30 protein-coding genes and 1 pseudogene are annotated in these 22,321 nt (G+C 53.9%); 15 read left to right on the top strand and 16 right to left on the bottom strand.

From position 1 onward, the window contains the following. The first annotated feature begins 47 nt into the window (after positions 1-47). Together ACIRQ6_RS17685 and ACIRQ6_RS17680 are read left to right on the top strand one after the other, a co-directional pair. On the top strand, positions 48-416 hold the full coding sequence (locus tag ACIRQ6_RS17685) for a hypothetical protein (protein ID WP_420861939.1): 369 nt from the start codon (positions 48-50) through the stop codon (positions 414-416). Between the two features lie 384 nt (positions 417-800). After that, positions 801-1,250: a thermonuclease family protein gene (locus ACIRQ6_RS17680; RefSeq protein WP_420861938.1), complete on the top strand. Its 450-nt coding sequence runs from the start codon at positions 801-803 to the stop codon at positions 1,248-1,250. Between the two features lie 209 nt (positions 1,251-1,459). On the opposite strand, the gene ACIRQ6_RS17675 is transcribed toward ACIRQ6_RS17680, so the two are convergent. From ACIRQ6_RS17675 to ACIRQ6_RS17640, 8 genes are all read right to left on the bottom strand, one after another. Continuing rightward, positions 1,460-1,915: a hypothetical protein gene (locus tag ACIRQ6_RS17675; RefSeq protein WP_420861937.1), complete on the bottom strand. Its 456-nt coding sequence runs from the start codon at positions 1,913-1,915 to the stop codon at positions 1,460-1,462. 7 nt (positions 1,916-1,922) lie between these two features. Next, the gene (locus ACIRQ6_RS17670; protein ID WP_420861936.1) at positions 1,923-2,489 is read right to left on the bottom strand and encodes a hypothetical protein; all 567 of its coding nucleotides are present in this window, start codon (positions 2,487-2,489) and stop codon (positions 1,923-1,925) included. Position 2,490: 1 nt separating this feature from the next. Next, positions 2,491-3,147, bottom strand: a complete 657-nt coding sequence (locus tag ACIRQ6_RS17665) for a TIGR04255 family protein (protein ID WP_420861935.1) — start codon at positions 3,145-3,147, stop codon at positions 2,491-2,493. A 554-nt stretch (positions 3,148-3,701) separates the two neighbouring features. After that, the gene (locus tag ACIRQ6_RS17660; RefSeq protein WP_420861934.1) at positions 3,702-4,379 is read right to left on the bottom strand and encodes a hypothetical protein; all 678 of its coding nucleotides are present in this window, start codon (positions 4,377-4,379) and stop codon (positions 3,702-3,704) included. 90 nt (positions 4,380-4,469) lie between these two features. Continuing rightward, positions 4,470-4,931 (bottom strand): hypothetical protein, encoded by a 462-nt coding sequence (locus ACIRQ6_RS17655; RefSeq protein ID WP_420861933.1) that lies wholly within the window; start codon positions 4,929-4,931, stop codon positions 4,470-4,472. A 145-nt stretch (positions 4,932-5,076) separates the two neighbouring features. Continuing rightward, positions 5,077-5,298: a hypothetical protein gene (locus ACIRQ6_RS17650; protein ID WP_420861932.1), complete on the bottom strand. Its 222-nt coding sequence runs from the start codon at positions 5,296-5,298 to the stop codon at positions 5,077-5,079. 138 nt (positions 5,299-5,436) lie between these two features. Then, positions 5,437-5,661, bottom strand: a complete 225-nt coding sequence (locus ACIRQ6_RS17645; RefSeq protein ID WP_420861931.1) for a helix-turn-helix transcriptional regulator — start codon at positions 5,659-5,661, stop codon at positions 5,437-5,439. A gap of 161 nt (positions 5,662-5,822) precedes the next feature. Further along, positions 5,823-6,977 carry a tyrosine-type recombinase/integrase gene (locus ACIRQ6_RS17640; RefSeq protein WP_420861930.1) on the bottom strand — a complete coding sequence of 385 codons (1,155 nt, stop codon included), beginning with the start codon at positions 6,975-6,977 and terminating at the stop codon, positions 5,823-5,825. A 674-nt stretch (positions 6,978-7,651) separates the two neighbouring features. On the opposite strand from ACIRQ6_RS17640, the pseudogene ACIRQ6_RS17635 reads away from it, so the two are divergent. Beyond that, positions 7,652-7,928, top strand: a pseudogene (locus tag ACIRQ6_RS17635) (tyrosine-type recombinase/integrase); the annotation flags it as partial. Between the two features lie 219 nt (positions 7,929-8,147). On the opposite strand, the gene ACIRQ6_RS17630 reads toward ACIRQ6_RS17635, so the two are convergent. Both ACIRQ6_RS17630 and ACIRQ6_RS17625 read right to left on the bottom strand, forming a co-directional pair. Then, on the bottom strand, positions 8,148-9,092 hold the full coding sequence (locus ACIRQ6_RS17630; RefSeq protein WP_420861929.1) for an alpha/beta hydrolase: 945 nt from the start codon (positions 9,090-9,092) through the stop codon (positions 8,148-8,150). A gap of 132 nt (positions 9,093-9,224) precedes the next feature. Next, positions 9,225-10,592, bottom strand: coding sequence for an ABC transporter substrate-binding protein (locus tag ACIRQ6_RS17625; protein WP_420861928.1), 1,368 nt, complete (start codon positions 10,590-10,592; stop codon positions 9,225-9,227). Between the two features lie 148 nt (positions 10,593-10,740). Here ACIRQ6_RS17625 and ACIRQ6_RS17620 point away from each other — a divergent pair, with 148 nt between their 5' ends. Continuing rightward, complete coding sequence (locus tag ACIRQ6_RS17620) at positions 10,741-11,646, top strand: LysR substrate-binding domain-containing protein (RefSeq protein WP_420861927.1); 906 nt, start codon at positions 10,741-10,743, stop codon at positions 11,644-11,646. A gap of 652 nt (positions 11,647-12,298) precedes the next feature. Here ACIRQ6_RS17620 and ACIRQ6_RS17615 read toward each other — a convergent pair. Together ACIRQ6_RS17615 and ACIRQ6_RS17610 are read right to left on the bottom strand one after the other, a co-directional pair. After that, a complete protein-coding gene (locus ACIRQ6_RS17615; RefSeq protein WP_281858944.1) occupies positions 12,299-12,430 on the bottom strand; it encodes a hypothetical protein in 132 nt (43 codons plus the stop codon). Positions 12,431-12,640: 210 nt separating this feature from the next. Next, positions 12,641-12,877 (bottom strand): hypothetical protein, encoded by a 237-nt coding sequence (locus ACIRQ6_RS17610; protein WP_420861926.1) that lies wholly within the window; start codon positions 12,875-12,877, stop codon positions 12,641-12,643. A gap of 150 nt (positions 12,878-13,027) precedes the next feature. Here ACIRQ6_RS17610 and ACIRQ6_RS17605 point away from each other — a divergent pair, with 150 nt between their 5' ends. Beyond that, a complete protein-coding gene (locus tag ACIRQ6_RS17605; protein WP_420861925.1) occupies positions 13,028-13,762 on the top strand; it encodes a Crp/Fnr family transcriptional regulator in 735 nt (244 codons plus the stop codon). Positions 13,763-13,783: 21 nt separating this feature from the next. Here the strand turns inward: ACIRQ6_RS17605 and ACIRQ6_RS17600 are convergent, their stop codons facing one another. From ACIRQ6_RS17600 to ACIRQ6_RS17585, 4 genes are all read right to left on the bottom strand, one after another. Continuing rightward, positions 13,784-14,353: a hypothetical protein gene (locus ACIRQ6_RS17600; protein WP_420861924.1), complete on the bottom strand. Its 570-nt coding sequence runs from the start codon at positions 14,351-14,353 to the stop codon at positions 13,784-13,786. A gap of 74 nt (positions 14,354-14,427) precedes the next feature. Then, a complete protein-coding gene (locus ACIRQ6_RS17595) occupies positions 14,428-14,616 on the bottom strand; it encodes a hypothetical protein (RefSeq protein ID WP_420861923.1) in 189 nt (62 codons plus the stop codon). 215 nt (positions 14,617-14,831) lie between these two features. Beyond that, complete coding sequence (locus ACIRQ6_RS17590) at positions 14,832-15,245, bottom strand: hypothetical protein (RefSeq protein WP_420861922.1); 414 nt, start codon at positions 15,243-15,245, stop codon at positions 14,832-14,834. Then, the gene (locus ACIRQ6_RS17585) at positions 15,242-15,673 is read right to left on the bottom strand and encodes a hypothetical protein (RefSeq protein ID WP_420861921.1); all 432 of its coding nucleotides are present in this window, start codon (positions 15,671-15,673) and stop codon (positions 15,242-15,244) included. The genes ACIRQ6_RS17590 and ACIRQ6_RS17585 overlap by 4 nt, the downstream gene beginning before the upstream one ends. A gap of 265 nt (positions 15,674-15,938) precedes the next feature. Between ACIRQ6_RS17585 and ACIRQ6_RS17580 the strand changes: the two genes are divergently transcribed. From ACIRQ6_RS17580 to ACIRQ6_RS17535, 10 genes are all read left to right on the top strand, one after another. After that, positions 15,939-16,253 (top strand): hypothetical protein, encoded by a 315-nt coding sequence (locus ACIRQ6_RS17580; RefSeq protein WP_420861920.1) that lies wholly within the window; start codon positions 15,939-15,941, stop codon positions 16,251-16,253. After that, on the top strand, positions 16,250-16,636 hold the full coding sequence (locus tag ACIRQ6_RS17575) for a hypothetical protein (RefSeq protein WP_420861919.1): 387 nt from the start codon (positions 16,250-16,252) through the stop codon (positions 16,634-16,636). The genes ACIRQ6_RS17580 and ACIRQ6_RS17575 overlap by 4 nt, the downstream gene beginning before the upstream one ends. After that, positions 16,633-17,106: a hypothetical protein gene (locus ACIRQ6_RS17570; protein WP_420861918.1), complete on the top strand. Its 474-nt coding sequence runs from the start codon at positions 16,633-16,635 to the stop codon at positions 17,104-17,106. Before ACIRQ6_RS17575 ends, ACIRQ6_RS17570 begins: the two co-directional genes overlap by 4 nt. Positions 17,107-17,300: 194 nt before the next feature. After that, positions 17,301-17,552, top strand: a complete 252-nt coding sequence (locus ACIRQ6_RS17565) for a hypothetical protein (protein ID WP_420861917.1) — start codon at positions 17,301-17,303, stop codon at positions 17,550-17,552. Between the two features lie 31 nt (positions 17,553-17,583). Beyond that, positions 17,584-18,390, top strand: coding sequence for a transglutaminase-like domain-containing protein (locus ACIRQ6_RS17560; RefSeq protein WP_420861916.1), 807 nt, complete (start codon positions 17,584-17,586; stop codon positions 18,388-18,390). Positions 18,391-18,522: 132 nt separating this feature from the next. Beyond that, entirely contained in the window at positions 18,523-18,651 is a 129-nt protein-coding gene (locus ACIRQ6_RS17555) for a hypothetical protein (RefSeq protein ID WP_420861915.1), read from the top strand. A 76-nt stretch (positions 18,652-18,727) separates the two neighbouring features. Then, positions 18,728-19,261 carry a hypothetical protein gene (locus tag ACIRQ6_RS17550; protein ID WP_420861914.1) on the top strand — a complete coding sequence of 178 codons (534 nt, stop codon included), beginning with the start codon at positions 18,728-18,730 and terminating at the stop codon, positions 19,259-19,261. A 547-nt stretch (positions 19,262-19,808) separates the two neighbouring features. Further along, entirely contained in the window at positions 19,809-20,096 is a 288-nt protein-coding gene (locus tag ACIRQ6_RS17545) for a co-chaperone GroES (protein WP_420861913.1), read from the top strand. 44 nt (positions 20,097-20,140) lie between these two features. Continuing rightward, complete coding sequence (gene groL / locus ACIRQ6_RS17540; protein ID WP_420861912.1) at positions 20,141-21,775, top strand: chaperonin GroEL; 1,635 nt, start codon at positions 20,141-20,143, stop codon at positions 21,773-21,775. Positions 21,776-22,113: 338 nt separating this feature from the next. Then, positions 22,114-22,302, top strand: coding sequence for a hypothetical protein (locus ACIRQ6_RS17535; RefSeq protein WP_420861911.1), 189 nt, complete (start codon positions 22,114-22,116; stop codon positions 22,300-22,302). Positions 22,303-22,321: the final 19 nt, after the last annotated feature.

The raw sequence follows: 22,321 nt of genomic DNA, 5'->3' as shown, positions 1-22,321 counted from the left end.
AGGCTTAGCGAATCTCCTTTTGATCTTAGCGAGGGAGAGACGGAAACATGTTTCATAAAAAGGGCAACATCTTTCATAGGACGCGCCAAGGCACGATTTCTCAGGCAGAATATCGAGAGGCGATCAGTGCAGCATTGGTGCATGATTTGGGCGGCGCAGGGCGTGCTGCCAAAACGATAACTAAATGGACCGGTGTGAATGATCGAACAGCAAAAAACTGGATTTTAGGATACTACGGACCCTCTGGAGAGCACTTGATTGAATTGATGAGGCATTCCGACACCGTGCTTGCGGTAGTCTTGAAGTTGGCTGGACGAGATAATGCGTTGGCGGAGGAACAGGTTAAGCATTTTAGACATGAACTAAGAGTAGTTTTGGACAGCCTAGACGCGATTTACGGGACTCAAGACGAATAGGTGCATATTTTAAAAAGCGTCATAGGAAGTGTCGAAAAGCTCCAACATCGTGTCAAAATGAAATGGATTTACCTTGTAATTTCAATTAGCTTAACAATTTTTAGGCGACAAACTTCCTGTCATCTTATACAAATAAAATCAATCACTTAAGCACTTGATGCTGCTTGCTGCTTTGCATCATACAAAATCCGGAAGCATATCGGAAGCACGATTTTGGTCGATCTACTGATGTATCGACGCAACAGAGCCGCATGTGCTGATTCTGTCTGTTTGTCGATCCCGAGCAGGATTTCCCATTTCCTGAAGAAACCTACCTTCTACTAAGCTCTAGGCCTTCCTAAATTCTATGGCAAATACACACGCATAGGGAGATTGGATGGATACATGTGGAAAACAATTTTTCGGCTTCTTTTTGGTTCAGATAGGCAGAAGACCTCTTCGCAACACGTTCCTAAAACCCAAAGTAAAGTCGCCAGCTTCCTACCCAAGCGTGCCGATAAATCCGTCGCTTCGACAAGCAAACATCCCACAGGTTCCACAATCAAAGGCAAGTGCCACGTGATCGATGGCGACACCATTTTTATTAGCGGAACACGCATTCGATTAGCTGGAATAGATGCCCCTGAACTGGATCAACCATACGGGCAGAAGGCGAAATATGAAGTTATCAAAATGTGTAAAGGGCAGGTCATTACAGCCAAAGTGCAACACGGGATGAGTTACGACAGGGTTGTCGCAAAGTGTTACTTGCCCAATGGGATCGATATTTCTGCCCTATTGGTACAACGCGGCTTAGCATTGGATTGGGCAAAGTTCTCCGGTGGTATTTACTGACATTTAGAACCTGAAGATGCCTGCAAAAAAACTCTGGCGCATGGCAGCAAAACATCGCGGGAAATTCAAGGTGAGGGAATGAGCAAGTTGTACAAACGGCCCATTGCTGCCGTTCACTTGCCAATCGGGATGCTGCGGTGCGGCCCGTCGAACCAGCCATTCACGACCCACGCTAGTTAGTTTTTTTGATTTCTGTTTCTGGCTAAAGACTACTTATTTTGTATGCTAGATAGGAAATCATCAAGTTTCTGCGGTTGCGAAGCTAAACGAACGAGGATCGCACGCAGTTGATTAATATACCCACGACTCCGCGTATCGGTGGAGTTACGGATTCCACAGTGCGCTTCATTCTCATTTGGAATCGGCTCATTAGTTACAACAAACGGCTGAACACCCTTGTCGTCCTCGGCATTGCAGACATCACCGCAATTCAATATCACAGACATGGCTTCTTCCCTCACAACATTCCCACTATCAGATGCGGCCTGACCGGATGCCGTTCTAAGTTCAGCGTCAGCATCCAAAATGTCTGTTCTGGAAACACTTAGATATCTTTCGCCGCCCATTAGGTCATTTTTGGGAAAAGCGGATGTAGTGAGTGTTTCTCCATCAAAATCATCGGGAGACCAAATCAGGCGATGTAAATCTACTGCAGTTTCAGGCACGTCCGGACTAACTCAACAGCAAACCAAGCAATTGTGGGCACAACCGCTCATTAATGAGCGCATCATCGGCAGTCGCAGAACGCACACCATCAGTTGCAAAATATGAGTATGTTCCGTCATCGTATACGGTCAAATCTATGCTTAAATGACCGTCAGACCAGGCAAACGAAAATGTGCCTTCGTAATCCAGTCCGACTGTAGGTCGACGGTCAATCCCATCTACAGCCAACTTCCGTAAAAGATGGTTGGCGTGCTCAAATGCTAAAGCCAACACACTTTGGCTTTCAGGCCCTTTCCAACCATCTTGCTTCTCAGAAAGAGCAACCATTCGATCAGAAACCTCAAAATACCAGCTCTCATATGACAGAGGCCCGCCGATAGGCACAAAGCCATCTGTGGAAGTGCTTGCTATGTCGGCCCACGGAGAAATTTCTGGCGCTTTTTCGAGTTGCCTGCGGTAATCTATATTGGCGCTAGCTGGAGAGGCAGTTACCGACGCAACACCTGCAACAAAAGCAGCAGCAGAGATCCACGCAAAATCCGTGACTGAACTTGATCTATTCACTTCATTCATCTCAAGAACCTTCCATACCAATGCGCTGACGCATATCTGGCGTTAAAATATCATAGACAAGCTGCTTAGACTTCACATGCATTGCGTTCATGGCAGGACGTAGCCCCTCATAACCGTTCTCATAATCTCTAGGGCGCAAATCCGTCTTCGTATATACTTGCAGGCTACGAACAGCCGGGCCATCGACTTGGAAACTACCGTCTTGCGCATCGACATTCTGATTAACTAACATCGAATGGCCTTCAATCTCTTCAAACCAACCGAGATGTGAATGCCATGCAGCTGGACCGGTTCTTGCAGCTTCCGGCAGACTAACAAACGCTTCACTCAAAACACCGTCAGCGCGTGCTTCTGCTGCGGGGCCTTCGAATACAAACCGGTCAACGTATTCCAAAACCAAATTCGAAATGTCCACAAGTCGAAGGACTTCTTCAAGGACTGGCAAGGCAACATTTTCAAACCTTGCAGAAAAATCTGCCCAACGTGTGTAGTCGATTGTTTCATATATAAGGCTCTGGTTTTCCAAAACCAAGGTTTCAAGGGGAACGTTACCAGTCGACAAGTTTTGCCAGTCCCATCCAAACAACTGTGCCGGTCCACTATTTATAGAAACTGCAGGGCCACCGATTTGAAACGAGTGTCCTTCACGCCAGTTCATAGAACTGAAGCCCAGCTCCAACCTTCGCTCTTCCGAGTCAGAAGCTAACTTGCGCAAAAATTTGGCAGGCAGCTGCCCCTTGAACATCACGATTATTCTGGCTCGCTCAATCGCGTGCCTTGGATGTACAGGTCTCCAAGCCAAATTTTTGCCCTTTCTTGTGTCAACAAGCCTTTACAGCTGACACTTATTTTCAGTGTTTTGCAACGTTGCGGACAAAAAAACAAGCCCCGCTACAAGGGTATAGGGAAACCCTCAACAGCAACTGAGGCTACAGAACTTACCTTGAAGATTCTGTTAAGAAATTTGCATTTTGCTTGGGCCAAGACGATGACCGGCAAGTACAGTGGGGCACCCGAAAGTTGAAATTAATGTCTATAGTTGGTTTTGTTACAGCCGCACGACCTCAAAGCGAGGAATTGCTTATACCTATCTAGTTGATTGAACGTCTGCTCTCTCGTTCAGAGATTTGGATACTGCGACCGCAGCGAAAGTCCGGTGCCCGCCCATAGGACTATCCGATTTTGAGTTGGATGGTCCTTGATCAAAACACACTAATGGTGAGTTTTTCCTACATGGGCCATAAAAACATACCTTTCCTTTGCATCCTGTAACTGCTTTGCAGACCTCTTTGGATCGGCTTGCATTTTGGCTTTCAGCTTGGTTGCGATGGTATCAATGGCTTTGGGCAGGTCTTCGCGTTCCGCGCCTTCTAAAGCCGCGACAGTGATGCTGCATCCAAGAATGTTGCGCAGAATGAGGGCAATGTGTTCTTCGCGTTCAACCTCTTTGATCGGGTTTGGATCGGCACCACTTCGCAGTTCAAAAAGATCATCGTTGATTTCTGAACACGCCAATTGCCAGAGTGGATGCAACGGCCACCGCGCACGGTTTGGGTCTGTTTGCGACGGTTTGGTGTATTTGATGACTTCGCCTATCTCGCGGCAACAGTCGCCAAAGCGGTCAAAGAAGTCTTCCCATGTCCGGATGCCCCAGCGGTCTTTTAAAAGTTTTTTGCCTGCCCTAAACTCGACCCGCCAAACGATGTGTTTTTCAGGTCTTTTCGTTTCGTTGCAGGACATTTCGTCTGCATTTTCAGCATATTTCCGGACATTTCCGAACATGACATTACCCGCCGTTTCAGGACATTTCTGCAAATTATGGTTCCAGATTTCAAACCAATGCAGCTTGCGCTTTGCGATCACTTCGTCCGTTTTGTTGTAAACGATCACTTGGCGGTTTGTGGATTTACCGATGGTTACTGACGTGACACGGCCTGACTTTCCATTGACCCTTTGATCGGTGTCAGTGACATGATCGTTTCAGTCAGTTTTGCTGTGCATGACAAAATTGTCTGGTTCCAGCGCGAACTCATTAGCACAGATATCTACGCAATAATCGGCGCGACCTATACTGATATCTTTGGCAGCAAAACGGATGCCAAGACTGCCCAATGTCTCATCAAGATGTGCTTTCGCCGCCCCTAAACCATACATCGCCAAAAAGAACGACCCAAAGGTGACGCGGATGCCCCATGGGTCTTTGGCGTTTGGTTTCTTGAACGCCCAGTTCGCCCCGTCTTTGCCCCCGCTTGCGATAAATGCGTAGCCCGCGCCGCCATGAGGTTTGAGCAAAAAGGTGATGCCTCGGTAGTCTACTTGCACATCGCGGCGTTCTTTTTCAGCGCGGTCTTTGGCTTCTTGAAGCGTTTCAAAAAAGCTTGTGCCGATGGTGGCTTTGACTGCCAGTGTCAGCGTGTCGAAACCACGATGCACCACAGTCATCGGGTGAGATGTATTTCTAGAGGGGGGTGTTACTATCACCCCCCTTTGCCCACGAGTGGTTTGATCGGGCGGCAATTTGGCCTCGTTAGTGCCTCCGGCGGGGCAGCTTGGGTTTTGGGGCCGAATTGGGGTTTGGTCGGGTGCGTTATTTGGGTGCATTTTGCTGCCTCGCGATCCAGTTTTCTGCGCGTTCTGCGGATTTGGCGATGTTCAAAAGGTCGGCGTGGCCATAGCTATTTGTGCTGTTCCAGTGGCCATCTGCATCTTTGTAAGAACGAGAGAGGTCGACTGAATAGAAGCCGTCGTTTTCCCAAATCGTTGCGGTGATAAGTCCAAGCCGGAACTTGTAGGCAGGTTGTTTTGACATGGTGGAAATCCTTTCCATTAAAGTTGGCGGCAGACATAGAAAGGGCGCGAAGCGGCGATGCCTCGCGCCCGTTTGAAAGCCTTCCGGCCCCAAAATCCTCAAAGGTGCTGCCAAGCCCTTCGAGGCAAAATTGGTTTTTTAGATGGACCGAGCCGTGTTGCTGATCGTGCGGTCTGCGATCCACTTTTCCAGATCAGTGCGACGGTAGCGCACCGAGCGGGACGAGACTTTCACAAAGTCCGGTCCACCGCCACGATGCCGCCAATTTTGCAAAGCACGGATGGAATAGCAGAGGATAGACGCCGCTTCGCGTTCGTCGACTAGGGTGGAATTCAGAGAATTGGTTTGCTCATTTTTGGTCATATCAACCTCGTTGGTTTAGCGTAAAACATGACTTTAATTTACCGATATGAGTTGATGGGCGGCTAGTGTTTTAAATCGGACCTTTGCACTCATTTTGACGCTAAACATTTTTTGTCTTAACGACTTGAACACCAAATTTTAAAAAACCTGCTTTTAGTAGGCTAAATTCGCTCCAAAGTTTTGAAGAGTTTTCCTGCGATTCGTCCAGCCGCCTTTTGAACCGCATCATCTGATAAGTGCGCATACCTGAGTGTCGTTGATAGGTTTTTGTGACCAAGTATTTCCTTCAACATAAAAGGATCGATACCATTCATTACCGCAACAGACGCGTAGGTATGGCGAAGATCGTGGATACGCACATCGGGGAGGCCAGCATGTTTTCTGATCTTACGCCAGTTCTTTTGCAGGCTTTGGTGGTATCCATCAGGATGGACACCAAGAATGACATGAGGGTTACCTTCGCGCCGCTCTAAATTATCCAGCAGCATTCTGGCTTCCCTAGGCAACGGAATACGCCGCCGTCCCGTTTTGCTATCGGGCAATTCAAGGTGGGTTTGGGTCACGTAATCCCATTTTAGCTTTTGGATTTCACCCAAGCGACAGCCTGTCAGAAGAAGTAAGTAAAACGCCGCGAAGACGTGCTGGCTGATGTGGCCAGATTGCAGAAGGTCGCCAAGAGAATTTCCTAAGCGTTCTTGTTCATCTTCGCTAAGGTATCGTTTCTTTTCGACCTCATGATACTTTTTGATGCGCTTGGTTGGGTTGGTGCCTTTGTCACGCAAACCCCAATCTTCGGCCAAGTTCATCATCTTGGACAATACCGATAGGCCACGATTGGCTTGGTATGGTGTGTCTTTTCGCTTGAGGTGGAAGTGGGTGACGTCTTCGAAATTTATCTCAGTCACTTTGATTTGTCCCAAGATGGGGTTGATAACCTTTTCCACCAAATGACGATAATCGTATTGGGTTTGTGGTTTGCAATGTAAGGCCGCGTAGTCCGTCAAAAACCGCTCACCTAGTTCTGCAACTGTTGGACTGCGAAGACGTGCCTTGCGATCAGCGGACGGATCAGCGCCACGGGCAACATCAGCTTGGACTAGCTTTGCGTCACGCCGTGCTTCCTCAGTTGTGAGGACTTCATGTTGTCCAAGGTTCTTGCGGCGGGTTCTACCGTTTGCACGAAACTGCACGACATAGACCTTACGACCTGTTGGATAGACCCTCACACCAAACCCCTTCAGATCGTCATCCCAATGGATGCGTTCTTTGGGTTCTGGTGGCATGCTATCCACTAGTCGCTTGGTCAGTTTTGGCATTCTTGGTCCCGTGTTTGGCTGCAAATCCGGAAGCATATCGGAAGCACTGTGCAGCGTTTCATGGCGTCACTCATGAAAGATGAGCGCGGCAACGGTCAAGAATAAATGTTCAAAATCAATTATTTATGTCTGTTTGGCGGGTTTAGGCGAAAACCAGAGAAACCGCCTTTTTTCGCCTTTTAATCAGTAGGTCGATGGTTCGAACCCATCAGGGCTCACCAATTTCTCCAAAATTATTAGTAACGCATAAGAGTGCAGTTTGAACGCATAACTGTGCAATTCTGACAGGACTGGCCGCCTTTGCCGGAAGTTCCTCCCGTCTGAGTCTGACCCTTATTGCTGTCCTTAGATCTAAAACTATCTTGCGAATACCGAACACAATCTTGGATAAGCGCTTTGGCTCACTGGTATACGGCAGACACCCACTTTGGGCATGAGAATGTAATGAAGTTCTGTGATCGACCCTTTTCATCGGTTGATGAGATGGATTCGACGCTGGTTGCCAACATGTGCGATCGAGCGGGTAAAGGATCAAACGAAAAACGCTCGAAGCGCGGCGCTTGCATCACCGCAAATACGCCGCATAATCAAACCAAACAGATGAGCCAAACTCTCGCTTAGTTCAGGCCGCCATTGGTCCCAAAAACCCTGACGACGGACAGTTGAGAGGCAGCTTCATGTATCCAAGTCGGTTCCACGACCATCCCGACATTTCAACACGCCAATACGGCCGACTTGTCAGGGATTGGGTCGCAGCAATTGGCTTAGAACCCAGTGGCTACTGGTACGCACTCAATGCGCAGGACGAAGGCCGCTGAAATTTACCGTGAAACGCGGAACTTGCGAGCAGTACAACTGCTTCTTGGCCACACAAAGATCGATAGCACTATTCGGTACTTGGGCGTCGAAGTCGAAGATGCCCTAAGCATTGCAGAGAAGATCGACATTTGAACTTTAGGCGAGCGGCACAGCCGTTCGCCTTCCGTAAGCAGCCATGCAGCAATCGTCGCTTGGTGACCGCTGTGAGCCCAACAGCGACACATGTTGCACTTTGTGCGAACAGCACCGACATCTGGCAACCCGACATTGCCATCGTGAAGACGGCCCAAGACATGAGCCGGGATGCATAGGCTTAAAAATGTCAGGGGGCCACTGTTAGGTCGCTCTAATCTAAAACCTGCTTTGGATCCACCGATCAACTGCCGAGAGATGGTCTCGAACTTGATCCACGCGATGTGCGAAGCCAAGCGCGCCATGCGCCAGTCCTGGCCACAGTTCGAACGTATCGTTGCGTGTCGGGTCCATAGAAAGGAGGCGATATAACTGTTCACTGTCCGAGAGCAGGGGGTCGATTTCTGCGGCAGAAATAAAAAGCTCTGGCAGCGATCTGAAATGCTCGATTGGTGCCAAGAGAGGAGCCGCAAGGTAGTCCTGTCGTTGTGGAAGTGGACAGTACCAGTCCCAAAAACGCTGCATCTTTGCGCGGGTCAGAACAGGTCCGCTGGCCCACCGTGTATAAGAAGGAGTATCGAAATCAGCGCCGTACACGCCATAGAAAAGCAAAGCTGCATCAGGCAACACATTGCCCGCTTCAACTTCGTTGAGCATAGCTGCGAGCGCAAGGTTTGCACCGGCGCTGTCGCCTGCGAGAATGAAGGGCCCAGTGTTTTTCGTTTGAGGGATCTTTCCGAGGCTCAGAGCGCGCCAGACGGATATGCAATCGTTCAAACCCGCTGGAAAAAGATGTTCTGGGGCCAGACGATAAGAAATGGACAAAACCGACAGACTAGTTGCAAGTGACAGCCTGCGGATGGGATCCTCATGGGTCAAATGGCTGCCGAAGGCCCAGCCACCACCGTGAAAATATAGGATTATGCCGTCGCGAGGATGGGGCGGCACTATGTGCATGCCTTTCAATGGCTCCCTATCAGCACCCATCATTTTGATCTCAACGGCTGAGGCGACTTCGGGCATCAAGAAACGTTGGTTTCTTGCTTGCTCCAACTCAATCCTGCGTCCGTTTTTGGGCGGCATTTGAGTGAAGTCCACCAGGCCGCCCATCGCCCGCTGATGGGCTTCTAGCGCAATGCGCAAGTCAAGATTTAGTTTAGCCATGTCAGATATTTGGTGTCCTTACGAAGAAAAGGGGCGCCGTAAGGGAGAGACGCCCCTTTTCTAAGTGCCATAGGGATCAAGCCTTATTGGTAGCGCCCAACTTTAAGTGCGCTTCCGTTGGTTTGTCCTCGGCTACTCGAATGCTACAAGTTCAGCGTTAAGGGCAGATACGGCTTCTGGTCCGTCTATATCCCCATCGATGAACTGGCGAACAATGCGATTGATGAACTGGCTATTGAGGATCTTGGATGCCATAGCCAGTTGTCCCTCCGAATTACCCCATCTTTCGCCATCATCAAGCCCGGCGACCAAAACATCGATCTGCTCCTGCGGATACAGCTGTGAAAGGGGCGCGCGCCGATCAACACCAACATCAAGCTGCGACCAGGCTTCTACGAATTCCGTTGCTGCCTCAGTTGTTCCTAAACGAAGGGGAAACTTGCCTTCGGGCGCAATGGAGAGAGTCTGCATGTAGCCTTCTTCCATGGAGTAGGTCACAAACTTCATTGCTGCACCTGTATCAGCATCGGCTGTGATCCCAAAGAACCGAACATCCGCCCAAGCTGCGCCTGCCTCATTGGACGGGCCAGAGATCGTTGTCGTAAACCCGCTTGCCGCGGCAAGGTCGCGCGTTGTGGGATCACCATTGAACGTGGGTGGCGCACTATCGCGAAGTCCTGCCAGTTCGTCCAAAAGGAACGGTGACCACATGATCATCGCTGTGCGACCATCAAGATAAAGTTCACGTGATTGTTGCCAATATAGGTCACCTCCCGGGGCGTTTTGGGCCAGTGCCTTTACGAATTCGAGCGCTTCGATCGTGGCTGCTTCGTCAAAGGGCTTGATACCGTTTTCATCAACGGGGCTAAGGCCGTTGGCCAAAAAGATGTACTCCAGCTGCTGCGACATCGACGCGTCATCAACTTTGATATGGGGTACAAATCCATAAAGCTCTGGCGGGTTATGCAACGCGGCCATAGCCGTCACGATGTCTGCGTAGCTGTCGGGCGCTTCAAGGCCCGCAGCATCGAACAAATCTTTTCGGTACACCAAGAACTGAGTCCAGCCATCCACCGGCACGGCGGCAAATTCGCCATCAACTTCGCCCATGCCTAGCGCACCAGCCGTAAATGTCGCCTCATCCAACTGTTCAATAACCTCTGAGGCCGCAGCGGTATCAAGGATCCCAGCTTCGGCCCATGGCAGTGCATACTGCAACGGATGATAAATCACGTCTAGAAGGTCACTGGCTGCAAACGCGGCCGTCACGCGGATGCCAAGGTCGCTTTCCTCTACCGGGATAATCGAGACGGAAATGCCTGTTGCGGCCTCGAAATCGGCGGCCATAGCTTCTTGCTTGGCAAGACGGTCAGGTTGAATTTCGGTTGTCCAGAACCGGATGTCTTCTGCCATCGCGACTTGCGCGCCAAAGGACAGAAGCAGTCCGCTCGCAAGAATTGTGTTTCGCCGACGCAGAGCCAATGATTTAGTTGATTTCATGGGGGTCTCCTCCTCCTACGGCGCCTTTTGCTGTAGCACTGGTCTACAAAAGCAAGCCGTTACCCTTCCCCAAAGGTAGTGGGGTCAGATTGGGTCTTACAAATCAAAAGAACTTCTCTATCATAACGCAAATTTTTTGAGGTATGCTGTGTTTGAGAACCTACCCTCTCTGAAATCAATTCACGCCTTTGAGGCAGCGGCGCGCCTTGGCAGCTTTTCTGTCGCTGGTGTGGAATTGAGCCTGACACCCGGTGCGATAGGCTATCAAGTCAAGCAACTGGAGAAGGAACTGGGGGTTCCCCTCTTCGAACGGCGCCCCCGAAAGATCATCCTTACCGAGGCCGGGCAGGCTCTATATCGCACCACCCACAAGCTGCTTCGTGATTTGGACAGCGAAATCAAGCATATCGCACCAGACAGGGGCACAGGCAAAGTGATCGTGGCGGCATCCACTTATTTCGTTGCGCGCTGGCTCACTGAACGCTTGGGACGTTTTATCGACAGCAACCCACGCATCGATCTGGAACTCACTCATGATGTCAATGATCCAGGATTTGCTTTGCGAGATGTAGATTATGCGATCCGATGGGGAAACGGGGATTGGAAAGACTATCACGCGATCCCCTTGTTAGAGGTTCCGCTGGTGGCTGTCTGTGCGCCGTCACAGCTAAATGGCAAATCCCGTATTCGGTCTTCGGCGGATTTGAAGAAAGCGACGTTGCTGTGCGACGATCCGCACAACGATTTTTGGTCGGAATATTTGCGCAAGTGCGGCCTTGATCCTGAGCACACGGGCAAGAGAAGGGTCATCTCTGATGCGAACGTACGCCTTAAATGGACCATGGACGGGCTTGGGTTTGCGTTAAGCCAGCCACCTCTCATTCAAACCGAGTTGAATGAAGGTAAACTTGTCATCCCGTTTAATGAAAAGCTTGAGGGCTATGGTTATTATCTGCTGAGTTCGTCCAAGAAGGCAACGAAACCGGTAGCGGAAACGTTCAAAAAATGGGTGCTTGATGAGGCAGACGCTTTCAAAATCGAACACATGATGTAGTTAAACAAAGAGACATTGGTCGTGGGCGGGCGATCTTATAGGGAGGCCATCAATACTTGGCTTTGGTTTGGCGTCCGGACCGGACACAAATGTCCTCCTAAATTTAATTGCGGGCATTCGCGCAACCGCAGCGAACTCACAACAAGTCCGGCCTCTCGATGGTTCCAGCATCGCGCAGCGAAAGTACAGTTTGGATTTGGCTCAAAATGTCTCGATTGTACCACCGCTTTGGTGACACATACTGCTTGGCGGCAAAAGGCATGCCTCACGCACGAAAAAATGCTGCGTCAGCGAAGTAGGGAAAACGAATGACCGGAAAGTCCGCATCTGTTGAGTTCGAACACGAAGCAGCGAAAGGTCGGTTCTCCGAGACCTGCCGTTCATCCTCCGCGCAGCGAAGGTGTCGGAAGAGCCCATAGTTCCGGATGCTGCAGTATGCACCAAGGTCTGAAAACCGGAACGAAACGGTCATTTGACGACGGTCTTTGCCTCTTTACTATGATGGATGCTGGCGATTTCGACGGAATATCAGATACTTGTGGGGCGTCGTGCACGACAGGTGTTCACGTTTCTATCGCACAGTATCGTCTTCTTTGTGAAGCTGAGGCGGCAAGCAATTGAGGTTGGTCGTTTGTACGCCGAATATCAGCGTTTACTTCCGTTTGTTCCCGATATTGAGCGGCGTCTTTTCCTTGGCAAAGTCAGCCGTCGCCGGGACCTGCTCCTTTACTTTTTTCGGTTTCTTCACTTCACGATTTCCACGCTTCTTGTTGCCTTTGGACATCTGATTTCCTCCAATGTCATGTTTGTTGTGCTTTCAAATGGTCGGACTGATACCGACGTTTCTTGCCAGCAGAAACTCTGTCGTGCGTCGTTGGACAGCATCATTGAGCCGGTTTTCATCATGCCGCCCATGGCATCGATTTCGGACATTCCAGCGGGCCTGTTCGGCTTCTACTGCGAGATTGCGGATCGCGACCGCCGCTGTATCGCGTCACGGGCGTCGAACAGAGTTCCCGCCAGCGATGATGGCGTTGATCATTTCGGCGACGGCCCGGTGCCTTTCCATTTCGAGGTCAGTGCCAAGGGCGTTCACATGGGTCGCCGCGGCGTCACGAAGTACCCCCACGATCTCGTGTTCCGGCAGCAACCCGCGATCGTTCATGGCAAGCAGGAGCGCCTCGCAGATCGATAGGGCGGCCTGGCCTGCATGTTCGCTTGCGGTGGACATCTAAGTTTCCTTTCTTGGCATCGTGAGCCTGAGAAAAGGTGAGACCCAGATAAATCCGTACATCTCGCAGGAAGTGCTCTATGATGGACTGATCCAGAGCAGTGCCCGAGCCGATTTCTGCTCTTGGGTCGCGACACCCCGGGAGGCCCCATGACATCTGCTGAACACAGCCCCCTGACCCGCAAGCTCTCGGCCTTCGTCGCCCTGTCGGAGGTCGAGCTGGCCGTGCTTGAACGACTTCATCAGCGTCGCCGTTCCTTCGTAGCGGGACGTGATATGGTGCATCAGGGCCAGTCAGCCCAGGCCGCTTATATTCTGTCCGCGGGTTGGGTCTGTTCCTACAAACTGCAGGCCGACGGTACCCGGCAGATCGTGGATTTTCAGGTGCCGGGGGATTTCTTGGGGTTGCGGAGCGTCCTTTTGCGCACGTCGGACCACAGCTTCGAACCCATCGTCAACATCGAGGCTGCCGAGGTGCTGAAGAGCGACCTTCTTGATGCATTCGCGCAGACCCCTCGCCTCGCAACAGCCATACTCTGGGCGGCGTCACGGGACGAAGCGATGGTCGTGGAACATCTCGTCGGAATCGGTCGGCGTGATGCGGAAGCCCGCATGGCGCATTTTTTGTTGGAGCTGGGATCGCGGCTTGCGCTGGTGGGCATCGGGACCAAGGATGGGTACGACTGCCCGCTAACCCAGTACCACCTCGCGGATGCGCTGGGGCTGAGTGCCATCCACGTGAACCGCGTTCTGCGCCAGCTTCGCGAGAGTGGACTGGTGACCTTTCGGGATGGCCATGTGACGTTCCACGACTACGACGGATTGGCGGAATTGGCCGAGTTCGATCCGACGTATCTGGATCAGAGCGGACCACTTCTGCAGTGAGAGTTAAAATCCAGTTGGTCGTCAATCCCAGAGATCGTCAAAGAAGTCTGCGACACTCTCGATATAGTCGGCGGCCTGATCGGACAGTCCTCCGTCCAGTTGATCGTCCAGCCAGCCGCCTGCGAAGTAGCCTCCGAGGAAGGCAGCCTTGACCAGCTTACCGGGGCCACCCAATGCGTCGGTTATCGAAACGCCTTTCGCCATTGAACCCGGGACCGTCGGCGATGGTTTGCAGCCTCGCGACCGATCAACTTTGCCGCGCTGGATGGCGCGGATAGTGTCCGAGCGCAGCGACAACTGCATCTCGAAACGCGCATCCGCATTTCGGTTGACGGTGAGAGACAGAAGATCCATCCCCTCGGCCGTCTTCTCTCCGGTTTCTTCCTCAAGCAGAATATCGTCCTTCGGCCACCAAACGATCGGGCCGCCCGTACAAGGACACGGTGGAACGAAACACAGTATGGGGAGGCAGAAGCCTTTCCACTTTCGTCCGAAAATGTCTTCGTCAGCCCGTTTGATGGCCACTGCGGAAATCTTGATCGTTCCAGCCCGCGCCATGGCGGCGGAACGTGCGCTTTCGACGGTGTTCATTGGAAGTCTCCTTGGGTTCTTCGATCCGGCCAGCGCAGATTGCGCCGACCAAACTGACATGTCTCCGGACGGTGTCAGGCGAGGGCGTGGGCCGCCGCGTCGAGTTCCTTATTGGTCTCGGCGTCGTTCTTCGCCGTATGCGCCTTCTCGGCCGCCTGGTAATGCTTCAGCGCCGCATCCTTCTTCGGACCAGCCGGCGCCTTGTCCCACGTGGCCTTCACGGAGGTCATCTTCTCGGCAGTCTTGTTCTGTTCGGGAGTCATTGGAATTGTCCTTTCTTGGACGTTCCGAGAATAAGAAGCGTGCCGACATGCCGACCCTTTTGGGATAGGCACGCCGACGCGCAACTCAGGTACTCGGAAATCTGCTCTGCCACCAAATATTTGGCGGACTTGCCTGACCTAGCCTTGCCAGAGGTCTTCCACACTAACGCATGTTAGTCCCGACGCCTGCGTTAGGTCGATTGCCTCTGTGCTTCTCACGTTACCGTAGTTTGCTGGTGGGAAATCCTCAGCCAGATTTCGTTATCGTGGAGGTAGGTCGAGGCGCAGAGGGCTTTGTAGATTTGCACGTCGGCCTTCTCTGCCGAGGCCCGATAGGTGAGAATGGCGATGTCACGACACCGCGTCACGCGCCGTTCGGCCATGACAACGGTGCGCCAGCCTGTATTTTCATGAAGGTGGGTCCAGATCTGGTCGCCCTGGAGGATGCCGGGCGGATAGGGGAAGACCATGACGGCGTTGGTCGATGTCGTCGCCCGCGCGTTGTCGGCGTCACTGGTCCAAAAGTGTTCTTCCATGTCCCAGAGAACGCCTTGTTCGCGAGGCGATAGCGTGCCTGACTTGTGCGCCGCATGTGCCGGTCTGCCCGTGGTTGCGGTTGAGACGGTCATTGGCCTGACCCCGAGCCGCCAACCATGAACATCTGAAACAGTACAAAGACGATCGCGAGCACCGCCCAGATCGCTCCGCTTGCTCCCGGGCTGCCGCCGGCGACGGTCGAGGCCGCTCGCTTCTGGCTACCTGACGTCCGGCCTTCGGGAAGCAGCTGGCTCAGGTCTTGTGCGATTTTGCCGTGGTCGCTGGCGAGCGCCGGAACGTCCCGAAACCGGGCAAGCAGCGTTCCCAATCGCGCTCGCGCGGCGTCCCGCCCCAGCGTGACCAGTTCAGCGGTTTCCTTCCATGGATCGAGGCCAAGCCGCGCGAGCGTGGAGAGCACGGTCACGGCGTAGCCGTTCCGGTCCTCGCCGACGGATGCATAGAGAAACCGATCGAACTCGGGCGGGTGCGGGTTGAGAATATTGGGGGCGGCCATTGTCATTCCATTCCTTGGTTGCAGGAACGCAGATCATCCCTGTTTCCCACAGGATACGCGCAGGTCGGTCTCGCCGCCCTTACACAGGTCAGTGCGGGTGACTGCCCCCGGAAGGTCGCAGCCGGTTCGGTGCCCGGGACTAACATGCGTCAGCGCCAGTCGGACGGTCCCGGGGTATAAGAGAGTAACTCGTTCGACTGGTCCGTCCCCCACTCCAAGGGGCCGTCAACAGTGGCGGGCGACAAATCTGCCAACATCGCGGAGACCAGAGATGAGCATGCGGTCGACCAGATCGATGGTGACGTTTTCGAACCCGTTCACCTTGCAGGGATACCCGGGCGATCTGCCCTCGGGCGACTATGAGGTTCTCATCGAAGAAGAACTTCTCCAGGGGCTGAGCTTCGAGGCCTATCGACGGACGGCGACCTACATGACGGTGCGCGGCAAGGGTGCTCACGCGGGGCGAAGTGAGCTCCGATTGACGACCGAGAGCGACATAAAGGAGGCGCTGCGCCGGGACGCAGACACATCCGAAACGAACAATCACAGCGAAGCGGCGCTTTCTCCGCAGGAGGATAGAAAATGAATACTCCCGAATGGCTCAAACCCGGCATCTATGGCGCGCTAGTCGGCGCCGCCTTTGTTGGCATCGTCGGATTTTCCTGGGGTGGCTGGGTGACCGGCGGCACCTCGAACGACAGGGCGATGGCGATGTCCCGCGACAACGTTGTCGCGTCCATGGTCCCGGTCTGCCTCGACATGGCGCGCTCCGACCCGTCACGGGCAGACAAGTTGGAAACGATCCGAGCAGCCTCGACCCACCAGCGGCGCGACGCTCTCATGACGGCCGGCTGGGCGACCATGCCGGGAACCGATGCCCCAGACCGAGAGATTGCGCAGGGTTGTCTGGCAGCTCTTGATGTTGACGCGTTGCCGGAGCGCCTGGAAAGCGCAGTCGATGAAGGATGATCCGCGCCATGCCGATAGCTTCCCCCGAGACCACCGATCTCGAACGGCGTGTGCTGGCCCATGAACGGATCCTGCAAGCTCTGATCGCCTACATGGCTCGGACGGCGCCGAGGTTCATCGATCATTTAAGAGCACGGTTCGTCGAGCCGATGAGTATGGCCCGGCACGAACATGATCACCGCGAAACCGATGATTACGCGGAAGAATTCATTCGCGCGGTGATGCTCCTCGGAGAAACGCGTGCGCCCAACGCGAAGGGGCCGAAAATGACCGACAAGCAACCCGTGCCGCTGAAAAGCAAAGGAGCACAGGGTTCCTCCATGGACCGGCCAGCGCGGCGCGATGGAGTTCAGGTGCGCGAAAGGAACGGCATGTGGGAGGTGGAGGTCGATGGCAAGTTCCGCGGCGACTACTGCCAGAAGGAGCATGCTCTTGCCGCTGCTGCCTTGCACAAGTTGTCGCCCCGATGACCGGTAGCTCTCATCCGACAGTCCCGCAGGACTTCGCGATCCAGGTGGCCGAGAACGAAGGCATGCCAACGAGACCGAATTCCTGAGGCTACCCGCCCGCGCCCAATCGACGGCTGACCGGAACGCTCACGCTTGGGCTATCGAAGACTCGCGCGGCAACCGGCGGACTCTGGTCCACCAAGGAGCAAGCGGCGATGAGGCATCCCCTCGCGAGGCTGATCGCGAAGACGGCATTCATGGCCGGTGTGATCGCGTCCTTCGCCTTCCCCGCGCTTGCGCAGGATGGCACGGGGCCGATTCCGCAGGATGCTCAGGCGCCCAGCTATGGTGGCGGTTGCATCGCTATCGATCTGCCGGAGAACGCCAATCTCGACCGATCCGGAACCCGGTGGGGCCACAATCGAGGCTTAAGGCTCTCCGATGGGATGTGCATCCTTGCACGGTGATGCGGATTTTTCTCGTCGTGGCAGGTCAGCCATGCGCGTCAGCATCGGGTGCCGTCTGCGCTACAGCTTCCCGCAGCCGACGCCGCTGATCGCGATGCTGAACGTCCACTACTCGCACTTTGGTGATCTGGAGCGTGCCGATTACCTCGTGTCGTCGTCGAGCGTACCGCTCGAAAGCTACCGCGACGGCTTCGGCAACTGGTGTACGCGCCTCATGGCTCCGCCGGGAGACTTCGCGCTGTCAACGGATGGCATCTTCCGCGACTATGGCCGCCCCGATCCCGCGCCCCCTGACGCGAAGCAGCACGCAGTCGAGGATCTGCCTTTCGAGACCCTCGTGTTTCTGCAGGGCAGCCGGTACTGCGATACCGACCTTCTGTCGGAGGAGGCGTGGCGCTTTTTTGAGACCACGGACCCCGGATGGCCCCGCGTGCAGGCGATCTGCGATTTCGTGCACGGACATGTCCGCTTCGACTCCATGCAGGCGAAGGCGACGCGCACCGCATCGCAGACCATCGCCGAGCGACAGGGTGTCTTCCGCGACTTCGCCCATCTCGCCATCGCTTTGTGTCGCTGCATGAAAATTCCAGCCCGCTACTGCACCGGATATCTGAGCGACATCGGTGAACCTCTGCCTCATCCGCCAGGGGACTTTGCCGTCTGGATGGAGGTATTCCTTGCTGGAGAATGGCAAATGTTCGACCCGCGGAATAACAAGCCGCGGTTTGCCAGAATTCTGATCGCGCGCGGTCGCTATGCTGCCGATGTCCCTCTGACCCAGACATTTGGTCAGAACACTTTGATGGAATTCAAGGTCTGGACGGATGATTTGGCCTGACATACCTTGGCTTCCTTTTTGATGCGCTATCGTAAACGGGGTCGCCAATCCCCATATTAGTAACACTGGCGTCAAGCATCCCGGTCCGACATGGATGAGGAGTTGGCGCCGGCCAATCAAAGGATCAATGATATGTCCTTCAAGGACCTGACTGCCAGGGCTGCGGCCGCAATGAAGCTGAAGCCTGCGAAAACCCCTGCCAAAGAGAACGAGTCCAAGGCCGTTGGCAAGGAAGCACCAGCGAAATCCAAGACATCTTGAGATTTGCACCGGCCACGCGCCCCATTCTCAACGGGCGCGCGGACCACCCACAGCAACAAGGGAAAGGTCCATACTAATGGAAGAATTGACGAGCAAGACCATTGCGGTTTTTTCCCGCCCTTTCACCGTTCCGGGCTTCAACGAGATGCTTCCGGCGGGAGAGTACGAGATCGAAACGGAATTGGTTTCTCCCCCGGATCAACAGGATCCCGCAGCCTGGAAAGCCTCCGTCATGGTGAAACTTCACCCCCGGACATCGCATCTGGGGCTTGCGCAGTCTCTGACCGTTTCCCTTGCCGATCTGGACCATGCCCGCGCCAAGGACAAGCTGACAGGCAGAGCGTTGTCCGACTTCTTCCTTGAGGAAATGCTGGCTGATCCGATGGTGCGCCTCGTGATGGAGGCTGACGGGGTCTCTGCAGCACATTTGCGGCATCTCTATTCGGGGCTCAGGACGCCCCAGTCTGAGAGGGATGTCCTTGACCGGGACCCGGCGCGACAAGGTGCACGTGACATTGCGTCAATCCATGCTGATGAAAACGAGGGCATGTCTCCACGACCGACAGGGACGTCGGCTATGCGCACGGAAGTCAGCGCGGATTTAACATGATCACGAACAAAACCTCGGTCGACGTAGCATTTTCGGACATCGCCCGCGGAAGGGCCTTTGGCGACGTACCACGAGAGCGTCCTTGTCTGAGATGCGATGCTGTTTTCTGGAGTGAAGGCTTTGGGGAACGGATCTGTCGGCGCTGCAAGGGGTTAAACGCCTGGCGGAACGCCGTTCCCGGCAGCCCGGGTGCATCTTGGCGCCGCTGATGCCCACAGGCGCGCGGCGTCCTCCCAGTACCGTACTGGACCCGTCATTTCGGCCAGTCTAGACATCGCTCGCACCACGACCTACCGAAGGTCTCTGCCACGGCCAACTCCCTCGCAGGAAAGCCTGCGCTGGCGATTGGTGGGAAAAAGGTAAAGTAAGACAGCCTTCTACGCCGCGATTTCTGAAAAGCAGGTTTGAGCTAAATATAGTTCAACAACCTATTGCAGAGACCGATCAAGATAGCCATTTTTCATACATCGGCACTCAGGTGTGGCGAGTGCCAATGCGTCCTTAAGCATGCCACCCCTACCCGGAAATCCCGAAAAGGAGCATTTCCATGATGTTTACCCCACTACATGACCGTGTCTTGGTCCGCCGTATTGAAGGCGAAGATAAGACCTCGGGCGGCCTGATCATCCCTGACAATGCAAAAGAAAAACCGCAGGAAGGCGAAGTCGTATCCGTCGGTGCCGGTGCAAAAGACGACGCAGGCGCACGTATCGCAATGGACGTCAAAGCCGGCGACAAAATTTTGTTCGGCAAATGGTCGGGCACTGAAATTAAGATTGATAGCGAAGAGCTGATGATCATGAAGGAGAGCGACATCTTGGGCATTATGGCCTGAACGACGCGTCCCCTTTCACACATCTTTCATTTAGGAATACCACCATGTCTGCAAAAGACGTCAAATTCGGCACGGACTCCCGTGACCGCATGCTTAAGGGCATCAATACGCTCGCCAACGCCGTCAAGGTCACGCTTGGCCCCAAGGGCCGCAACGTGGTCCTCGACAAGTCGTATGGCGCGCCACGCATCACCAAGGACGGTGTTACGGTCGCCAAGGAAATCGAACTCTCGGATGCGTTCGAGAACATGGGCGCACAGCTCGTCAAGGATGTTGCATCGCGCACCAATGACGAGGCAGGCGACGGCACAACAACCGCCACGGTTCTCGCTCAGGCCATCGTCAAGGAAGGCATGAAGTCGGTCGCCGCTGGCATGAACCCGATGGACCTCAAACGCGGGATCGACAAAGCGGTCACCGCCGTTGTGACGGAGGTGAAGGCAATGTCGCGGCCAGTGGGCGATACGGCCGAAATCGCCAAAGTCGGAACCATCTCGGCAAACGGTGAAGCTGCTATCGGTCAACAGATCGCGGACGCCATGGCCAAGGTCGGCAACGAAGGTGTCATCACTGTCGAAGAGAACAAAGGGCTGAAGACCGAGACCGAAGTCGTCGAGGGCATGCAGTTCGATCGTGGCTATCTCAGCCCGTATTTCATCACAGATACCGCCAAGATGACGGCGACCCTGGAGGACTGCGTCATCCTCCTGCACGAGAAGAAACTGACGTCTCTGGCCCCCATGGTGCCTTTGCTTGAGGCTGTCATGCAGGCGAACAAGCAGCTTTTGGTGATGGCCGAGGATATTGATGGCGAAGCACTCGCAACGCTTGTGGTGAACAAACTGCGCGGTGGGCTGAAAGTGGCCGGTGTCAAAGCTCCTGGTTTTGGGGATCGCCGCAAAGCGATGCTGGAAGATCTTGCCGTCCTGACGGGCGGACAAGTGATTTCCGAAGAACTGGGCATCAAGCTCGAAAACGTCACGATGGAAATGCTTGGCGATGCCAAGAAGATCACAATCACCAAGGACACTACAACTGTGATCGACGGCGCAGGCGACAAAGAAGCTATAGCTTCGCGTGTCACCCAAATCCGTGCACAGATCGAAGAGACCAGTTCAGACTACGACCGCGAAAAACCGCAGGAACGGCTGGCCAAACTGGCGGGCGGCGTTGCGGTGATCAAAGTTGGTGGTGCGACCGAGATCGAAGTGAAAGAGCGCAAGGATCGGGTTGATGACGCCTTGAACGCAACACGTGCGGCCGTCCAAGAAGGCGTCGTGCCAGGCGGTGGCGTCGCACTTGTCCATGCAGGCAAGGTTCTGGAAGGGCTAAAAGGAGACAACGCGGATCAGGATGCGGGTATCAAGATCATCCGCAAAGCCCTTCAGGCACCGTTGCGCCAGATCGCAGAAAACGCCGGTGTTGATGGCTCGGTCGTGGCAGGAAAAGTACTTGAGAACACCAGCAAGACGTTCGGCTATGATGCGCAACTGGACCAGTATGGGGATATGTTGAAGGCCGGTGTCATTGATCCGACCAAGGTCGTTCGGATCGCGCTGGAATATGCCGCATCGGTTGCCGGCCTGCTGGTCACCACTGAAGCGATGGTGGCGGACAAACCCGCCAAGCCGAACCGCCACGGCATACCCGACATGGAGGGTATGGAAGGCATGATGTAGAAGCGAACTTTTGCTCGCGGCATTGGAACCACTCATTATGAGCCGCGAGCAGTATATTTCTGAAAGCGGCTCGCACCAACGCCCCGACTTTTTCCAGTCGCTCTGCCCCCTGAGCAGACAATGTCTGAATGCTCCGCTTTCTAGCACTAAATTGCTCCAAGCTGATCTGTGTAAGCGTCGAAAACTGGAATGTAAGCTAGCTAGAAATTGCCCGCTGAAAATTCAGCAGGAAGTGTGTTTTCGAGTTTTATAGCGGCGCGTAAGTGGCAGTTCCCTAAAAAAGAAATTCTTCTTTCGCGCGCCGCTCTTTCTCGAAGTGCCTAGGAAAGGACACCACGATGAAACTCAACACTAATACCATCTCGGAAAAGATGAAGTCCGTCAAAGCCAGCTGTGGAGTCGCACCCTTCGGTGAAAAAAGAACGCAGGCCTGGAGACATTACTACGCTGCTGAGGCCGCGTACAAAGCGAATGACGACATCAAGACGAAATACGAACTCGACGCTGCCAGGAAAGCCCTTGCGTAATTAATAACGGCCGCGTGAA

Origin of the sequence: Algirhabdus cladophorae (assembly GCF_044772865.1) — a bacterium.
Lineage (GTDB): Bacteria > Pseudomonadota > Alphaproteobacteria > Rhodobacterales > Rhodobacteraceae > Algirhabdus > Algirhabdus cladophorae.
This window is presented reverse-complemented; position numbering and strand designations above follow the sequence as displayed.

Coding starts and splice junctions, on each gene's coding strand:
- ACIRQ6_RS17680 (WP_420861938.1), top strand. CDS start 801: ATGTGGAAAACAATTTTTCGGCTTCTTTTTGGTTCAGATAGGCAGAAG.
- ACIRQ6_RS17535 (WP_420861911.1), top strand. CDS start 22,114: ATGAAACTCAACACTAATACCATCTCGGAAAAGATGAAGTCCGTCAAA.
- ACIRQ6_RS17605 (WP_420861925.1), top strand. CDS start 13,028: ATGACATCTGCTGAACACAGCCCCCTGACCCGCAAGCTCTCGGCCTTC.
- ACIRQ6_RS17650 (WP_420861932.1), bottom strand. CDS start 5,298: ATGTCAAAACAACCTGCCTACAAGTTCCGGCTTGGACTTATCACCGCA.
- ACIRQ6_RS17555 (WP_420861915.1), top strand. CDS start 18,523: ATGTCCTTCAAGGACCTGACTGCCAGGGCTGCGGCCGCAATGAAGCTG.
- groL (WP_420861912.1), top strand. CDS start 20,141: ATGTCTGCAAAAGACGTCAAATTCGGCACGGACTCCCGTGACCGCATG.
- ACIRQ6_RS17585 (WP_420861921.1), bottom strand. CDS start 15,673: ATGACAATGGCCGCCCCCAATATTCTCAACCCGCACCCGCCCGAGTTC.
- ACIRQ6_RS17670 (WP_420861936.1), bottom strand. CDS start 2,489: ATGAATGAAGTGAATAGATCAAGTTCAGTCACGGATTTTGCGTGGATC.
- ACIRQ6_RS17630 (WP_420861929.1), bottom strand. CDS start 9,092: ATGGCTAAACTAAATCTTGACTTGCGCATTGCGCTAGAAGCCCATCAG.
- ACIRQ6_RS17665 (WP_420861935.1), bottom strand. CDS start 3,147: ATGAACTGGCGTGAAGGACACTCGTTTCAAATCGGTGGCCCTGCAGTT.
- ACIRQ6_RS17570 (WP_420861918.1), top strand. CDS start 16,633: ATGATCCGCGCCATGCCGATAGCTTCCCCCGAGACCACCGATCTCGAA.
- ACIRQ6_RS17590 (WP_420861922.1), bottom strand. CDS start 15,245: ATGACCGTCTCAACCGCAACCACGGGCAGACCGGCACATGCGGCGCAC.
- ACIRQ6_RS17645 (WP_420861931.1), bottom strand. CDS start 5,661: ATGACCAAAAATGAGCAAACCAATTCTCTGAATTCCACCCTAGTCGAC.
- ACIRQ6_RS17655 (WP_420861933.1), bottom strand. CDS start 4,931: ATGACTGTGGTGCATCGTGGTTTCGACACGCTGACACTGGCAGTCAAA.
- ACIRQ6_RS17600 (WP_420861924.1), bottom strand. CDS start 14,353: ATGAACACCGTCGAAAGCGCACGTTCCGCCGCCATGGCGCGGGCTGGA.
- ACIRQ6_RS17640 (WP_420861930.1), bottom strand. CDS start 6,977: ATGCCAAAACTGACCAAGCGACTAGTGGATAGCATGCCACCAGAACCC.
- ACIRQ6_RS17595 (WP_420861923.1), bottom strand. CDS start 14,616: ATGACTCCCGAACAGAACAAGACTGCCGAGAAGATGACCTCCGTGAAG.
- ACIRQ6_RS17625 (WP_420861928.1), bottom strand. CDS start 10,592: ATGAAATCAACTAAATCATTGGCTCTGCGTCGGCGAAACACAATTCTT.
- ACIRQ6_RS17615 (WP_281858944.1), bottom strand. CDS start 12,430: ATGTCCAAAGGCAACAAGAAGCGTGGAAATCGTGAAGTGAAGAAACCG.
- ACIRQ6_RS17545 (WP_420861913.1), top strand. CDS start 19,809: ATGATGTTTACCCCACTACATGACCGTGTCTTGGTCCGCCGTATTGAA.
- ACIRQ6_RS17560 (WP_420861916.1), top strand. CDS start 17,584: ATGCGCGTCAGCATCGGGTGCCGTCTGCGCTACAGCTTCCCGCAGCCG.
- ACIRQ6_RS17575 (WP_420861919.1), top strand. CDS start 16,250: ATGAATACTCCCGAATGGCTCAAACCCGGCATCTATGGCGCGCTAGTC.
- ACIRQ6_RS17580 (WP_420861920.1), top strand. CDS start 15,939: ATGAGCATGCGGTCGACCAGATCGATGGTGACGTTTTCGAACCCGTTC.
- ACIRQ6_RS17565 (WP_420861917.1), top strand. CDS start 17,301: ATGAGGCATCCCCTCGCGAGGCTGATCGCGAAGACGGCATTCATGGCC.
- ACIRQ6_RS17685 (WP_420861939.1), top strand. CDS start 48: ATGTTTCATAAAAAGGGCAACATCTTTCATAGGACGCGCCAAGGCACG.
- ACIRQ6_RS17610 (WP_420861926.1), bottom strand. CDS start 12,877: ATGTCCACCGCAAGCGAACATGCAGGCCAGGCCGCCCTATCGATCTGC.
- ACIRQ6_RS17550 (WP_420861914.1), top strand. CDS start 18,728: ATGGAAGAATTGACGAGCAAGACCATTGCGGTTTTTTCCCGCCCTTTC.